This window comes from Flavonifractor sp. An82, from assembly GCF_002159265.1.
Lineage (GTDB): Bacteria > Bacillota > Clostridia > Oscillospirales > Oscillospiraceae > Flavonifractor.
In genome coordinates this window covers 78,862-93,065 of record NZ_NFHG01000008.1, presented here as the reverse complement: position 1 = coordinate 93,065, position 14,204 = coordinate 78,862, and the positions used below count along the sequence as shown (strand labels likewise).

The following is a 14,204-nucleotide window of genomic DNA, read 5'->3' as shown; positions in this document are numbered from 1 at the left end:
GAAGGGGGGCAGAAGGATGCCCAAGAAGATTTCCATGCGCCAGTGCGTGGGCTGCCGGGAGATGAAGCCCAAGAAGGAGCTGATCCGGGTGGTGAAGAGCCCTGAGGGAGAGGTCTCCCTGGATTTCAAAGGAAAAAAGCCGGGCCGGGGCGCCTATGTGTGCCCTGACGAGGCCTGCCTGAAGCGGGCCCGGAAGGCCAGGGCGCTGGAGCGGGCCTTCTCCGCCCCCATGCCAGACGAGGTATATGAGGCCCTGGAACAGCAGATGCGGGAGGGCGATCAGGATGGATAGCGTACTGCATCTGCTGGGCATCGCCCGCAAGGCGGGCCGTGTGGAGGTGGGCGAGGAGCCGGTGGGCGCCGCCGCCCGTGCCCATCAGGCCAAGCTGATCCTCACCGCCTGCGACGGCGCAGACAACAGCCTGCGCCGGGCGGCCCATTTTGCCGAGATCGGCAAGGTGCCCCATTTGACCACCCCCTATACCAAGGGCGGTCTGGGCGGTGCGGTGGGCCGCTCCGCCTGCACCATGCTGGCCCTCACCGATGTGGGCCTGGCCGCCGCCATTGCCGCCAAGCTGGCCGCCGCCGACCCGGAGGGGTGCTCCGCCGCGGCAGAACAGCTGAAGCTCCAGGCCGGAAAGGCCCTCCAGCGGCAGAAGGAGCAGCGGGCCCACGAAAAGAACCTGCAGAAGAAGAACAAGAAGCCCTGGGCCCCGCCCCCCAAGGCGGCCAAGGAGCCTCAGAGTGCTCCCCCGGCCAAGAAGCAGGTAAAACCCTTTGCCCCCAAGGGCAAACTGACGATCAAGAAACCGCAGCCATGAAAACAAAATGGCTGAGACAGATTGGAACAAGCAGGCTTGTTCCAATAAGAAAGCGCAGCGGCAGCGCCGCGTTTTCCTATTGGCGCAAGCCGACCAGTTGGAGGTGGCTTATTTGCTGAACAACAAGTATCGTGTGCATGAGGTGGCCAAGGATTTCAACAAGAACTCCAAGGAGATCACCGACATTCTGACCAAATACGCGACGACCCCGAAAAACCACATGCAGCCTCTGGGTGACCGGGAGCTGTCCCTGATTTTTGAGTATCTCACCCAGCACAACCAGGTGGAGAGCATCGAGAGCATCTACGCCGACGTGTACCGGGAGCCCAAGGCCGCTCCCGCCCAGCCCGCCGAGCAGCCCAAGGCCCAGCCTGCCCAGCAGCAGGGCCAGAAGGCCGGCAAGCCCGCCAAGGAGAACGCTGCCCCTGCCAAGCCCGCCGCTCAGGCTGAGCAGCCCAAGGCCCAGCAGCCCCAGCAGCAGAACCGTCCCACCACCCGTGTGCCTGAGAAGAAGGTGGTGGACACCCGCAAGAGCGGCAACGTCAACCTGGAGAAGTACGACCAGCGCCTGGAGGATCTGGCTGCCGGCAAGACCAAGCAGATGCAGGCCGGCAAGCAGAAGTTCCAGGGCCGCAACCAGCGCAAGGGCGGCTTCCAGGGCGGCAACAAGCGCCGCCAGGAGGAGCAGGAGAAGATGCGCCGGCTCCAGATGGAGATCGCCAAGAAGACTCCCCTCACCGTCAAGATCCCCGATGAGATCGGCGTGGGCGAGCTGGCTTCCCGCATGAAGAAGACCGGCGCCGAGGTGGTCAAGACCCTGATGAAGAACGGCGTCATGGCCTCCCTGTCCGACGTCATCGACTTCGACACCGCTGCCATCATTGCTGAGGAGCTGGGCTGCAAGGTGGAGAAGGAGGTCATTGTCACCATCGAGGAGCGCCTCATCGACACCGCCGAGGACAAGGAGGAGGATCTGCTCCCCCGTGCCCCCGTGGTGGTGGTCATGGGCCACGTCGACCACGGCAAGACCTCCCTGCTGGACTATATCCGCAACGCCCACGTGGCTGCGGGCGAGGCCGGCGGCATCACCCAGCACATCGGCGCCTATCAGGTGGAGGTGGGCGGCAAGCCCATCACCTTCCTGGATACCCCCGGCCATGAGGCCTTCACCGCCATGCGTGCCCGCGGCGCTATGATTACCGACGTGGCCATCCTGGTGGTGGCTGCCGACGACGGCATCATGCCCCAGACCGTGGAGTCCATCAACCACGCCAAGGCCGCTCAGATCCCCGTGATCGTGGCCATCAACAAGATGGATAAGCCGGAGGCCAACCCCGAGCGCATCAAGGAGCAGCTCACCAAGTACGAGCTGGTGCCCGAGGAGTGGGGCGGCGACACCATTATCTGCCCCATTTCCGCCAAGACCGGCGAGGGCATCGACAACCTGCTGGAGATGGTCAACCTGACCGCCGAGATGCAGGAGCTGAAGGCCAACCCCAACCGTTCTGCCCACGGCGCCGTCATCGAGGCCCGTCTGGACAAGGGCCGGGGCCCTGTGGCCACCCTGCTGGTGCAGAACGGTACTCTCCACCAGGGCGACATCATCATTGCCGGTACCGCCGTGGGCCGTGTCCGTGCCATGACCAACGCCCGGGGCGAGAAGCTCACCGAGGCCGGTCCCTCCGTGCCAGTTGAGATCATCGGCATGAGCGAGGTGCCCGGCGCCGGCGACGACTTCCACGCCGTGGACGACGAGCGCATGGCCCGTGAGCTGGTGGAGCAGCGTAAGCACGATCAGAAGATGGCCGCCTCCGGCCCGGTGGGCAAGGTGAGCCTGGAGGATCTGTTCAGCCAGATCCAGGCCGGTGAGATGAAGACCCTGAATATCATCGTCAAGGCCGACGTTCAGGGCTCCGCCGAGGCCGTCAAGGCCTCCCTGGAGAAGATCTCCAACGAGGAGGTCCGGGTGCGGGTCATCCACTGCGCGGTGGGTGCCATCAACGAGAGCGACGTCATGCTGGCTACCACCTCCAACGCCATCATCGTGGGCTTCAACGTCCGTCCCGACTCCAACGCCAAGGACACCGCCGCCCGCAACAAGGTGGATATGCGGATGTACCGCGTGATCTACGACTGCATCAACGAGATCGAGACGGCCATGAAGGGCATGCTGGCGCCCAAGTTCAAGGAAGTGGAGCTGGGCCAGGCCGAGGTGCGCAACGTGTTCCGCATCACCGGCGTGGGCATGGTAGCCGGCTGCTATGTCACCAACGGCAAAATGCAGCGGGGCGCTCAGATGCGCCTGCTGCGCGACAACGTGGTGATCTACGACGGCTCCATCGCCTCCCTCCAGCGCTTCAAGGACAGCGTGAAGGAGGTTGCCGCCGGCTACGAGTGCGGTATCACCTTTGAGAAGTTCCAGGACATCAAGGAGGGCGACGTGATTGAGGCCTTCCTGATGGAGCAGATTGAGGTATAATTTTTTAGCCTGTTATCAGAACAGATTTTTTGGTCGCCCTCCTTGGGCCCCGCCGCAGGCGGGACGGCGCTAGCGCCGCACAAGTGTTTTGCCGTAGGGCAAAACCTTGGCGCAGGGCGGATTCATTTCGCCCGAGCAGAGAAAGTGAAAGGGTTCCCAAACAATGCGCGAGCATTGTTTGGGAGCGGGCGACGTGATTGAAGCCTTCCTGATGGAGCAGATTGAGGTGTAATTCTGCTTCTTGCGGAGTGCCACCGGCCCGGCATAGCCGTGCCGGCCTACGCTAAAGATTTGCCACCGGCAAATCTTCTTAACGCTGCGGTGGAGCAAATCGAAGTGTAATGAGTCACTTCTGGTGCTACAATCATTAAAATTCAAACAGACCCGTTCCGTCCCCAATTCATTTGAGGAGGGGGCGGGTCTGTATTGCGTAATAGGAGAAATATATGGCAAGTAATCGTATCGGACGTATCAACGAGGAGATCCAGCGGGAGCTGGCAACCCTCATCCGCACGGTCAAGGATCCCCGGGTCCACGGGCTGGTGTCCATCACCGGCGTGGACACCACCTCTGACCTGCGCTATTCCAAGATCTATGTCAGCGTGCTGGACAAGAGCGATGTGAAGGAAGTGGTCAAGGGCCTGAAGTCCGCCGGCGGCTACCTGCGGCGGGAACTGGGCCGTGCCCTTCAGCTGCGCTATACTCCGGAACTGCAGTTTGTGGAGGACGACTCCATCAACACCGGCGCCCACATTCTGAGCATGCTGCGGGACCCGGAGGTGGTCAAGCCTGCCAATCCGGCTAACGCCCACATCGATCTGGACAGCGAGGAATAAACCATGACCTATACCGAAGCTGCGGCCTGGCTGCGTGCCCACGACCGCTATCTGATTTTGACCCACAAGCGGCCTGACGGAGACACCATCGGCTGTGCCGCCGCCCTGTGCCGTGGCCTGCGGGGCCTGGGCAAGACCGCCCATATCTGCCCCGGCACCGGGGAGACCCATCTGTTCACTCCGTACCTGGAGGGCCTGCTGGCCCCCGAGGGCTATGAGCCGGACACAGTGGTCAGCGTGGATATCGCCGCCCGGGGCCTGTTTACCAAATCCGGTGAACCCTGGCTGGAGCGGGGAGTCGACCTGGCTATCGACCATCACCCCTCCCAGGAGTTCTTTGCCAAGGAGACCTGCCTGGATGCCGGGCGGGCGGCCTGCGGTGAGATCATCTATGAGATTCTCAACGAACTGGGCCAGGTCAACACCGAGACGGCGGTGCCCCTGTATGTGGCCGTGTCCACCGATACCGGCTGCTTCCAGTACGGCAACACCACGGCGGACACCCACCGGGTGGCCGCCGCCCTGATGGCCACCGGGATCGACGTCTTCCCCCTGAACAAGCGCCACTTCCGGACCAAGACCTGGGCCCGGCTCCAGGTGGAGCGGCTCATTGTGGAGCGGATGCACCGCTATGAGGACGGCAAGATCGCCGTGGCCCCTGTGTCCCTGTCCCTGATGGACGAGGCGGGCGCCACTGAGGAGGACATGGAGGACATCGCCGCCTTCCTGGGCCAGATCGAGGGGGTGGAGACCTCCGTCACCATTCGGGAGCTGGAGGATGGGGCGTGCAAGCTGTCCGTCCGCACCAGCGGCGGGCTGAATGCTACCAAGGTATGCGCTCTGCTGGGAGGCGGCGGACATGCCGCCGCTGCCGGCTGTACCATCAACGGTACCCTGGAGCAAGCGGAGTCCGCCATTCTGGACGCCATCCGGCAGGTGGAACACAATGCCTAACGGAGTGCTTATCATCGACAAACCCCAGGAGTGGACCAGCATGGACGTCTGCGCCAAGGTGCGGGGCATCCTCCATGAGCGGCGGGTGGGCCACGGCGGCACCCTGGACCCCATGGCCACCGGTGTGCTCCCTGTCTTTGTGGGCCGGGCCACCCGGGCGGTGGAGTTCGCCACAGAGGGAAAAAAGGAATATATCGCCGGTTTAAAACTGGGCGTTATCACAAATACCCAGGATACCACCGGCCAGGTGCTGGAGCAGCGTCCGGTGCAGGTGGACCGGGCTGCCCTGGAGAGGGCCCTGGAAGGGTTCCGGGGAGACATCCTCCAGATCCCCCCCATGTACTCCGCCATCAAGCGGGACGGCAAAAAGCTCTATGAGCTGGCCCGGGCGGGCAAAGAGGTGGAGCGTCCCCCGCGTCCGGTGACCATCTATGGGCTGGAGGTGCTGGAGGAGGTCCCCAAGGGCTTCCCCCGGGATGCAGACACCTGGTATCTGCGGGTGCGCTGCTCCAAGGGCACCTATGTCCGTACCCTGTGCCACGACATCGGGCAGGCCCTGGGCTGCGGTGGCTGCATGTCCGCCCTGCGGCGCACCGAGGCGGCGGGCTACACCCTGGACCGGGCGGTGACCCTGGAGATGCTTCAGGCCGCCTCCGATCCTGCCGCCCTGCTGGCTCCGGTGGATGCCTGCTTTGGAGAGTATCCTGCGGTGACCATCGGTGCGAGCGTGCTGAAGAAGGCCAAAAACGGCAGCCCCTTCCCCTGTGCCGCTCAGGACGGCACCTGGCGGGTATACGGCCCTGACGGAGAATTTCTGCTGCTGGGCCGGTGCGTAGGGGGTACCATGAGCACCATCAAAAGCTTTTTCGAGGTGTAACTACATTGAACGGGACAGAGACAAGACGTGTGATCGCGCTGGGCTTTTTTGACGGGGTCCATCTGGGCCACGGAGCCCTGCTGCGCCGGGTAGGGGAGAAGGCGGCTGAGCTGGGAGCGGTCCCGGCGGCGGTCACCTTTGACACCCACCCGGAGAACCTGATCCTTAAAACTCCGGCGGTGCCTCTGCTCAGTTCCCCCCTGGACCGGGCGGAACTGATGCGGCGGTATTACGGCATCCGGGACGTGATCGTGGCCCACTTTGACGAGCGGATGATGCACCAGCCCTGGCGGGAGTTTGTCACCGACTATCTGGTGAAGGAACACGGGGCGGTCCACTTGGTGGCCGGCCACGACTTCCACTTCGGCTACAAGGGAGAGGGAAATCCGGAGCGGCTTCAGGCCCTGTGCCGGGAGCTGGGCATCGGCTGCGACATCATCCCCAAGGTGAGCCGGGACGATATCACCGTGTCCTCCACCTATATCCGTACCCTGGTGGCCCAGGGAGAGATGGAGCGGGCCAACGAGTTTCTGGGCCATCCCCATACCCTCACCGATACGGTGGCCCACGGCAAGAAACTGGGTTCCACCTTGGGCTTCCCCACGGTGAACCTGCGCTTCCAGCCCGGCGTGCTGGTGCCGGCCTACGGCGTATATGCCACCCGGGTTTGGTTTGAAAACGGCGACAGCCGCCCGGCGGTGACCAACGTTGGGGTACGCCCCACGGTGGACGACGGGGACCGGGTGACGGTAGAGGGCTTCATCCTGGACTTCAGCGGTGATCTGTACGGCCAGACCGTGCGGATGGAGTTTTACAAGCGGCTGCGGGGAGAACGGAAATTTGACAGCCTGGAGGAACTGAAGCAGGAAGTCATGCGCAACGCGGAACAGACCAGACAATATTTTGAGGGCCTGTAATACGGCTGCCCATCCGAAGGGGGACACCATATGCGCTACCATAAGATCTATCCCGCTGCCATTTGTTTTGCTGTCTACCTCATCGCCATCGGCGTGATCCTGGGAGATCCCACCCAGATCCTGCCGGGATTGTGGAAGATCATCCAGACGGAGGATGCCCTCATCACCGACTATGTGAAGATCGCGGGTATCGGGGCGGCCTTTGTCAACGCCGCTCTGGTCACCCTCATTAGCCTGGGAATCCTCCACCTGAGTAAGGACCCTCTCAACGGTTACACCCTGGTGGAAATCGGCCTGATGGCGGGCTTTGCCCTGTTCGGCAAAAATATTGCCAACATCTGGCCCATCATCTTTGGTACCTTCCTGTACGCCAAGGTCCGCCGGGAGGAGTTCGGCAAGTATGCCTCGGTATCCCTGCTGGCCACCTCGCTGTCTCCTGTGGTGAGCTATGTGGCGCTGGACAACGGCTGGGGCAATATCTGGTGGGCCATTCTCATCGGCGCCGTCATCGGCTTCGTGCTGCCCCCCCTGTCCGCCTATACATACAAGATTCAGAACGGCCTGAACCTGTACAATATGGGTTTTGCCTGCGGCCTGCTGGCCACCATCATGGTGCCGGTGATGACCTCCCTGGGGGCGCGGCCTACAGTGGCCCACCACTGGGCCACCGGTTATAACGTGGAACTGGGGATCTGTCTGGGCGGACTGTGCCTGATCCTGATCGTAATGGGCCTGTTTTTCAGCGGACGGCCCATCTGGGCAGCCTGGGCGGGCTACCGGCGGCTGCTGCTCACCACTGGCCGGGCTCCCAGTGACTATCTGCGTATGTTCGGCGCGGCGCCTACCCTGATCAATGTGGGAGTTAACGGTCTCATCGGTATGGCCTTCATTCTGATTACCGGCGGCGATCTGAATGGTCCCACCCTGGGCGGTATTTTTACCATCATGGGCTTCTCCGCCTTCGGCAAGCACGCCCGCAACATTATCCCCATCATGCTGGGTGTGGTGCTGGGCGGCTTCTGCATGCATTGGAGCATCAACGACAGCGCTGTGCAGCTGGCCCTGCTCTTCGGTACCACTCTGGCCCCCATTTCGGGCTACTTCGGCTGGCCCTTCGGTATTTTGGCCGGGTTCCTCCACTCCTCGGTGGTGCTGCGGGCCGGTACCCCGGTGGAGGGCTTCAACCTGTATAACAACGGCTTCTCCGGCGGCCTGCTGGCCATCGTGCTCTATCCCATCATCTCCGAGGCCATTCGCCACCGCCGGCCTGAGCTTCAGGAAGCCGATTACTTCGATGCCTTCGAGCAGGACAGTCCCATCGTCCCGCCTCCCATTTCCAAAAAGCACTGAAAAAAGCCTGTATCCGGTTGGATACAGGCTTTTTTTCAGCGGGATTTGCGGCGGCTGAGGCGGATACATTCCAGGGTGTAGGAGACCTGGAGCGCACCCCAGATGAGCACCACCATCAGGATGGGCAGCAGGCCCACATCCGTCACAAGACTGAGGAGCACAAGTATGACCCAGAGGGCGGGGCAGAGGCCGTTGAGGATTTTATAGGCATGGAGGGCTGCCTGCCCGATCTGGGCCCGCTCCAGCTCGTCGCAGCTGTCCAGCCACTTCTTCTGGAAGTTGACGTCGTAGACGCTGCCCTTCTTCTCCGGGTTCATCCGCCGGGTCAAATCCACCACCTTTTGCTGGAGTACGATGAGAAAAGCCAGGGAGATCAGGAAAAGGAGGGCGTTCATCAGGGAGATGTCGTAGAGGAAACCGGCGGCCAGGAAAAAGAGATCGGCCAGCATGGCCAGGGAACTGAGCAGCAGGGTGTAGCTCAGCTTTTCCTCAATGGTCTGATAGTCCTCGTCACACTCCTGATCCCAGGCGGCATACCCCTTTTTGGCCGAGCGATACAGACAGAGGCCGGGGATCAGCAGAGCGGCGGTGCACACCGGGATGGCCCAGGGGGTGATGGTTCTCATAAACATATCCAGCCCGTCCCGGATGGCGTTCAGGGTCCCCAAATCGGCTGCCAAGGCGCTGAAAAAGCCGACCACGCCGCCCAGCAGGCCAGCCACCAGGACCACCAGCAGAAAGCGGGGCAGAGACTTCCGGTTGTCCCGTCTTACCGTGTCATTCATGTTCTTACTCCTCCTCATAGATAAAGATATCTTCCACAGTCACTCCGCACAGCTTTGCCAGCTTGAGCGCCAGAGTCACCGAGGGGGAGTAGTCCCCCCGCTCGATCTGACTGATGGTCTGGCGGGATACCCCCGCCAGGCGGCCCATCTCCTGCTGATTGACCCCCAGTCTGGCCCGGTATTCCTTGAGCCGGTTGTACAGCGGCATGGTCACACCTCCCGGATTGACAAATATATACGTCAAAATGACAATTATCCTTGTCATACATAGCATAGCATTGACAAGGATAGTTGTCAAGAGAAAGATAAAAAATGCGCCGCGGCTTTCCGCGGCGCATGGATGGGACAGGGGATCAGCTCTTCTTTTCGGAATCGGAGGAGGACTCAAACACCGCCTTGGCGGAGGCGCACAGGCCGGCAAGCCCCTGGATCTCGGAGGGGATGATGAGCTTGGTGGCCTGGCCGTTGGCGGCGGCCTGGAAGGCCTCCAGTGCCTTGATCTTCAGCACCTGATCGGTGGGGCTGGCCTCGTTGAGGAGCTTGAGAGCCTCGGCGGTGGCCTGCTGCACCTTCAGGATGGCCTCGGCCTCGCCCTCGGCCTTCATGATGGCGGCCTGCTTGGCGGCATCGGCCCGGAGGATGAGGGACTGCTTCTCGCCCTCGGCTACCAGGATCTGGCTCTGCTTCTGGCCTTCGGCCTGGAGGATGGATTCCCGGCGTTCCCGCTCGGCCTTCATCTGCTTCTCCATGGCGTCCTGGATCTCTCTGGGCGGGATGATGTTCTTCAGCTCCACCCGGTTGACCTTGATGCCCCAGGGGTCAGTGGCCTCGTCCAGAATGGAGCGCATCTTGGAGTTGATGATGTCCCGGCTGGTGAGGGACTGATCCAGCTCCAGCTCGCCGATGATATTGCGCAGGGTGGTGGCGGTCAGGTTCTCAATGGCGCTCATGGGGTGCTCCACACCGTAGGTGTACAGCTTGGCGTCGGTGATCTGGAAGTAGAGCACCGTGTCGATCTGCATGGTGACGTTATCCTTGGTGATAACGGGCTGGGGGGCGAAATCCACCACCTGCTCCTTCAGAGAGACCACCTTGGCCACCCGCTCAATAAAGGGAATCTTGAAGTGGACGCCCACGCCCCACACGGAATGGAAGGCGCCCATGCGCTCAATGACGTAGGCCTTGGACTGCTGAACGATCTTCAGGTTGGCGGCCAGCACCAGGATGATGAGCACGGCCAGGATGATTATGATGATGGGAATGATGGGGATATCAGGCATATTCCATTCCTCCTTTTATCGGTGGGACACACAGTTTTCTTCTGCGGGAGTCACAATGAGCTTGACGCCTTCGATGCGCAGCACCCGCACCGTGGCGCCCTCGGGAATGGGTTCTTCCGGGTCGGAGCGGGCGGTCCACACGCTGCCGTCCACGGTCACCTGACCCTGGGCGTTCCGGTTGTCGATGGCCTGGGTGACCACACCTTCAGCGCCCACCGCCCGGTCGGCGTTGGTGGCCACCTGCTTGGGAGCCACATAGCGCCGGGTGAGGGGCCGGATCACCAATAGGGTGACCAGGGAGACCACCAGAAATACGGCAAACTGGATCCAGATATTTTGGACGAAGAAGGACGTGATCAGTGCGGCCAGAGCGCCCAGAGCGAACCAAAGTGAGACCAGAGTCACGGTGGCGGCCTCCACCACCGCCAGGACGATCAGGGCCACCAGCCAGCAAATACTGGGTATGGGCATAGACGGACCTCCTTTCTTAGGGCTATCCTAGCATACTTCTGTAAAAAAGGGAAGTGACATTCCGTTACAGTTTGCCAAGCGGAGAGAAATAGGGTATACTGGACCAAACCGATGAGACTGGAATGAGGAGCGAATCATGAGAGAACTGGAATTGCTGATCCCCACTCTGTTTGGCCTGGAAGGCCTGTGCGCTGAGGAGCTGCGCCGGCTGGGCCTGCCGGAGGTGAAGGCGGAGAATGGCCGGGTGGGCTGTAAGGCTCGTCCGGAAGATATTGCCAGAGTAAATTTGAATCTGCGCACCGGCGAGCGGGTGCTGCTGGTGGTGGGCCGGTACCATGCCGCCGACTTTGAGGCTCTCTTTGAGGGTGCCAAAGCTCTGCCCTGGGAGGACTACATCCCCCGGGAGGGGGCCTTCCCGGTGAAGGGCCACTCCCTCAACTCCCAGCTCCACGCGGTGCCCGCCATTCAGGCGGTACTGAAGAAGGCGCTGGCCGCCCGGCTGGGGAGCAAATACGGCATGGATACCCTGCCGGAGAGCGGAGCCCTCTACCAGGTCCAGTTTTCTATCATGCACGACGAGGTCACCCTGATGCTGGATACCTCCGGAGCGGGGCTCCATAAGCGGGGCTACCGTGCGGTGGGTGTGGTGGCGCCTCTGCGGGAGACTCTGGCCGCCGCCATGGTGCTTCTTTCCCGCTATCGGGGAAGAGATCCCTTCTGCGACCCCTTCTGCGGCTCGGGCACCATTGCCATCGAGGCCGCCCTCATTGCCAAGAACCGTGCCCCCGGCCTGAACCGGGCCTTCTCCGCCCAGCGGTGGCGGTGGCTGGACAGCGGGCTGTGGCTCCAGGCCGCCGACGAGGCCATGGACAAGGAGTTCCACGGGGATTACGACATTTGGGGCGGGGACATCGACCCCAAGGCGGTGGCCATCGCCCGGGATAACGTGGTCAAGGCCGACGTGGAGGACGTGGTACGCTTTGAGGTGGCCGACGCTACCAAATTCCACCGGGAGGCCCCTGTGGGCCGGGTGGTCACCAACCCGCCCTACGGCGAGCGCATCCTGGAGAAGCGGGAGGCGGAGGAGCTGTACCGGGCCTTCGGCAAGGCGGTGCGCGCCCTGCCTGAAGGGTGGAAGGTGAGCGTGCTCTCCTCCCATACGGAGTTTGAGCGCACCTTCGGCCGGACAGCGGAGAAGAAGCGGAAGCTGTATAACGGCATGCTGAAATGTGATCTGTTCCAGTATGGGATCAATCGACGGAGGAACTGACGATGAGGAAAAAGAGGACGATTCGGAGTCTGTGCCTGATGCTGGCGCTCTCCCTGCTGCTGGCGGGACAGGCCTTTGCCGCCCCGGCGGGGGCCACGGTGTGGGGCTACAGCGAGGGCTTGGCCCAGTGCGAGCTGGACGGCAAATGGGGCTTTGTGGACGCCCAGAAGAAAGTGGTCATTCCCCTGCAGTATGACAGTGTGGTATCCTTCTCCCTGGGGCTGGCCGCCGTCAATCTGGACGGCAAGCTGGGGGTGATCCGGCAGGACGGCACCTACCTGATCCAGCCGGAGTACGGTACCCTGCTGCCCCTGGACTGCGGCCTGTATGTGGTGCAGAAGGGCAACCGCTGGGGGGTGGCCAGTATCCTGCCCTTCCCGGATGGGCAGGGGGGCACCACCAACCTGCTCTACGATCTGATCTATGACAGCGCCACCATCACTGAGCAGGGGGGTACCAGAGTACTTACTTTGACCAAAGACGGGGTGGCGACCAAGATCCCTGTGTTTGACCTGCCCAGGATTCTGGTGGAGAAGGGGGTTCCCTCGGCCCGATTTTCTCTCACACGGGGCAAGCTGCCCAATTTCAGCGATGTGTCCCCCAGGGACTGGTTTGCCGTGTGGGTGGATATTGCCTATAATGTGGGCCTCACCTCCGGTGTGGGCGGCAACCGGTATGCCCCCGATCAGACCCTGACGGTGGCCGAGGTGCTCAAGCTGGCCGCCACCATGGAGAGCCGCTATAAGAATGACAGCTTCCACACCAGCAGCTCCACCGGCCCCTATTGGTATTCCGGTGCGGTGAGCTACTGCCTGGCCAGCGGCATCATCAAAAGCGGCACCTTTACCCAGAAGGATTATCAGCGCCCCGCCACCCGGCGGGAGATCGCCCAGATCTTCGCGGCCACCAGCCAGGCCCGCAACATGCGCAATATCAACGATCTGAACAGGGTCAAGGCCAGCGTGCCTGACATCACCTCTTCCAGCCCGGGGGCGGAGGCCATTTACAGCCTCTACGCCAAGGGAATCCTGGGCGGGGTGGACAGCAAGCTGACCTTCCATCCCCAGGGCACCGTGACCCGGGCGGAGGCGGCGGCCATCGTGGCCCGCATGGTGCGGGCTGAGCAGCGGCTGACCCTTTGGGGCAGCTACGACGCCGGCGTCCTGGTAAGCTGAGAAGAGAGAGAGAACGGAAGAGAGAGGAGGGTGCCTGTGCGGCACCTGTTTATCATGAATCCCCATGCGGGAAAGTATGACCGCAGCCAGGAGATGCTGGAGAAGGTGCGCTTCACCATGGCAGGCCGCCGGGAGAAGTGGGAGGCGGTGCGTACCACCGGGCCGGGCCATGCCGTGGCTCTGGTGGAGGAGGCGGCCCAACGGGGGGATCCGCTGCGGGTCTATGCCTGCGGCGGCGATGGGACCCTGAACGAGGTGGTCAACGGTGCGGCGGGCCGGGATCATGTGGCGGTGACCCACTGCCCTATGGGCTCGGGCAACGATTTCCTGCGGATGTTCGGCCAGGATGCCGGCCGATTCCGGCAGCTGGACCAGCTGCTGGATACCCCCCAAACTGCCATGGACCTCATCAACTGCAACGGCCGGTATTCCCTCAATGTGTGTTCGGTGGGCTTTGACGCCCGCATCGGGTTCGGGGCGGCGGACTTCAAAAAGCTGCCCCTGATCAGCGGCTCCGCCGCCTACCAGTTCTCCGCTGTGCGCACCATCATCAAGGGCATCCATCTGCCCTATCGGGTGGAGGTGGACGGGGAGACCATGCCCGGAGAGCGGTTCACTCTGCTGTGCGCCTGCAACGGGCGGTTCTACGGCGGTGGCTTTAACCCCAGCCCGGATGCCATGCCGGACGACGGACTTCTGAACTTCATCGTCATTCCGGCGGTGTCCCGTCTGACTGTGGCGGCCCTCATCCAGAAGTTTGCCCGGGGGGAGATCGGGGAGATTCCCCAGGCCATTTTACGCCAGGGCAGAGAGATGAAGATACACTGCGACCGGGTCAGTGCGGTGAACGTGGATGGCGAGCGGGTGGACGGGCAGGAACTGTCCATCGCCCTGTCGGACAAGAAAGTGCAGTTTTTCTATCCCGCCGGGGCTACCTGGCAGGGGTCTCAGACTTGTAAAGAGAAAGCGTGTATGGTAAAATAGAGATG

15 protein-coding genes are annotated in these 14,204 nt (G+C 62.3%); 11 read left to right on the top strand and 4 right to left on the bottom strand.

Annotated elements, in window-relative coordinates; genetic code table 11:
* Nucleotides 1-16 precede the first annotated feature (16 nt).
* The 8 genes from B5G34_RS10020 (at nt 17) to B5G34_RS09985 (ending at nt 8,234) form a co-directional block, all read left to right on the top strand.
* The gene (locus tag B5G34_RS10020; protein ID WP_087336702.1) at nt 17-292 is read left to right on the top strand and encodes a YlxR family protein; all 276 of its coding nucleotides are present in this window, start codon (nt 17-19) and stop codon (nt 290-292) included.
* Entirely contained in the window at nt 285-821 is a 537-nt protein-coding gene (locus tag B5G34_RS10015; RefSeq protein WP_087336699.1) for a 50S ribosomal protein L7, read from the top strand. Before B5G34_RS10020 ends, B5G34_RS10015 begins: the two co-directional genes overlap by 8 nt.
* 115 nt (nt 822-936) lie before the next feature.
* Nucleotides 937-3,300 carry a translation initiation factor IF-2 gene (gene infB, locus B5G34_RS10010; protein WP_343286563.1) on the top strand — a complete coding sequence of 788 codons (2,364 nt, stop codon included), beginning with the start codon at nt 937-939 and terminating at the stop codon, nt 3,298-3,300.
* Between the two features lie 446 nt (nt 3,301-3,746).
* On the top strand, nt 3,747-4,136 hold the full coding sequence (gene rbfA, locus B5G34_RS10005) for a 30S ribosome-binding factor RbfA (RefSeq protein WP_087336696.1): 390 nt from the start codon (nt 3,747-3,749) through the stop codon (nt 4,134-4,136).
* 3 nt (nt 4,137-4,139) lie between these two features.
* Complete coding sequence (locus B5G34_RS10000; protein WP_087336692.1) at nt 4,140-5,090, top strand: DHH family phosphoesterase; 951 nt, start codon at nt 4,140-4,142, stop codon at nt 5,088-5,090.
* Entirely contained in the window at nt 5,083-5,967 is an 885-nt protein-coding gene (gene truB / locus B5G34_RS09995) for a tRNA pseudouridine(55) synthase TruB (RefSeq protein ID WP_087336688.1), read from the top strand. Before B5G34_RS10000 ends, truB begins: the two co-directional genes overlap by 8 nt.
* A 5-nt stretch (nt 5,968-5,972) precedes the next feature.
* On the top strand, nt 5,973-6,884 hold the full coding sequence (gene ribF / locus B5G34_RS09990; protein WP_087336685.1) for a riboflavin biosynthesis protein RibF: 912 nt from the start codon (nt 5,973-5,975) through the stop codon (nt 6,882-6,884).
* A gap of 30 nt (nt 6,885-6,914) precedes the next feature.
* A complete protein-coding gene (locus B5G34_RS09985; RefSeq protein ID WP_087336682.1) occupies nt 6,915-8,234 on the top strand; it encodes a DUF1576 domain-containing protein in 1,320 nt (439 codons plus the stop codon).
* Nucleotides 8,235-8,269: 35 nt separating this feature from the next.
* Here B5G34_RS09985 and B5G34_RS09980 read toward each other — a convergent pair whose 3' ends face one another.
* The 4 genes from B5G34_RS09980 to B5G34_RS09965 all read right to left on the bottom strand — a co-directional run bounded on the left by B5G34_RS09980 (nt 8,270) and on the right by B5G34_RS09965 (nt 10,770).
* Nucleotides 8,270-9,019: a DUF3169 family protein gene (locus B5G34_RS09980; RefSeq protein ID WP_162609462.1), complete on the bottom strand. Its 750-nt coding sequence runs from the start codon at nt 9,017-9,019 to the stop codon at nt 8,270-8,272.
* Between the two features lie 4 nt (nt 9,020-9,023).
* Complete coding sequence (locus B5G34_RS09975) at nt 9,024-9,227, bottom strand: helix-turn-helix transcriptional regulator (protein WP_087336675.1); 204 nt, start codon at nt 9,225-9,227, stop codon at nt 9,024-9,026.
* Between the two features lie 145 nt (nt 9,228-9,372).
* Complete coding sequence (locus tag B5G34_RS09970; RefSeq protein ID WP_204245940.1) at nt 9,373-10,299, bottom strand: SPFH domain-containing protein; 927 nt, start codon at nt 10,297-10,299, stop codon at nt 9,373-9,375.
* 15 nt (nt 10,300-10,314) lie between these two features.
* A complete protein-coding gene (locus tag B5G34_RS09965; protein ID WP_087336672.1) occupies nt 10,315-10,770 on the bottom strand; it encodes an NfeD family protein in 456 nt (151 codons plus the stop codon).
* 136 nt (nt 10,771-10,906) lie between these two features.
* On the opposite strand from B5G34_RS09965, the gene B5G34_RS09960 reads away from it, so the two are divergent.
* Genes B5G34_RS09960 through B5G34_RS09950 form a run of 3 tightly spaced genes read left to right on the top strand, consistent with a single transcriptional unit; the run spans nt 10,907 to nt 14,199 of the window.
* A complete protein-coding gene (locus B5G34_RS09960) occupies nt 10,907-12,040 on the top strand; it encodes a class I SAM-dependent RNA methyltransferase (RefSeq protein ID WP_087336669.1) in 1,134 nt (377 codons plus the stop codon).
* A gap of 2 nt (nt 12,041-12,042) precedes the next feature.
* A complete protein-coding gene (locus tag B5G34_RS09955) occupies nt 12,043-13,215 on the top strand; it encodes a WG repeat-containing protein (RefSeq protein ID WP_087336666.1) in 1,173 nt (390 codons plus the stop codon).
* 36 nt (nt 13,216-13,251) lie between these two features.
* Nucleotides 13,252-14,199, top strand: a complete 948-nt coding sequence (locus B5G34_RS09950; RefSeq protein ID WP_242956964.1) for a diacylglycerol kinase family protein — start codon at nt 13,252-13,254, stop codon at nt 14,197-14,199.
* The last annotated feature ends 5 nt before the right edge of the window (nt 14,200-14,204 follow it).

What these genes read in the sequence shown, in the direction of transcription:
- B5G34_RS09955 (WP_087336666.1), top strand. Translation starts at nt 12,043, where the DNA reads ATGAGGAAAAAGAGGACGATTCGGAGTCTGTGCCTGATGCTGGCGCTC.
- B5G34_RS10020 (WP_087336702.1), top strand. Translation starts at nt 17, where the DNA reads ATGCCCAAGAAGATTTCCATGCGCCAGTGCGTGGGCTGCCGGGAGATG.
- B5G34_RS09980 (WP_162609462.1), bottom strand. Translation starts at nt 9,019, where the DNA reads ATGAATGACACGGTAAGACGGGACAACCGGAAGTCTCTGCCCCGCTTT.
- B5G34_RS10000 (WP_087336692.1), top strand. Translation starts at nt 4,140, where the DNA reads ATGACCTATACCGAAGCTGCGGCCTGGCTGCGTGCCCACGACCGCTAT.
- B5G34_RS09975 (WP_087336675.1), bottom strand. Translation starts at nt 9,227, where the DNA reads ATGCCGCTGTACAACCGGCTCAAGGAATACCGGGCCAGACTGGGGGTC.
- B5G34_RS09965 (WP_087336672.1), bottom strand. Translation starts at nt 10,770, where the DNA reads ATGCCCATACCCAGTATTTGCTGGCTGGTGGCCCTGATCGTCCTGGCG.
- B5G34_RS09960 (WP_087336669.1), top strand. Translation starts at nt 10,907, where the DNA reads ATGAGAGAACTGGAATTGCTGATCCCCACTCTGTTTGGCCTGGAAGGC.
- B5G34_RS09970 (WP_204245940.1), bottom strand. Translation starts at nt 10,299, where the DNA reads ATGCCTGATATCCCCATCATTCCCATCATCATAATCATCCTGGCCGTG.
- B5G34_RS10015 (WP_087336699.1), top strand. Translation starts at nt 285, where the DNA reads ATGGATAGCGTACTGCATCTGCTGGGCATCGCCCGCAAGGCGGGCCGT.
- rbfA (WP_087336696.1), top strand. Translation starts at nt 3,747, where the DNA reads ATGGCAAGTAATCGTATCGGACGTATCAACGAGGAGATCCAGCGGGAG.
- truB (WP_087336688.1), top strand. Translation starts at nt 5,083, where the DNA reads ATGCCTAACGGAGTGCTTATCATCGACAAACCCCAGGAGTGGACCAGC.
- B5G34_RS09985 (WP_087336682.1), top strand. Translation starts at nt 6,915, where the DNA reads ATGCGCTACCATAAGATCTATCCCGCTGCCATTTGTTTTGCTGTCTAC.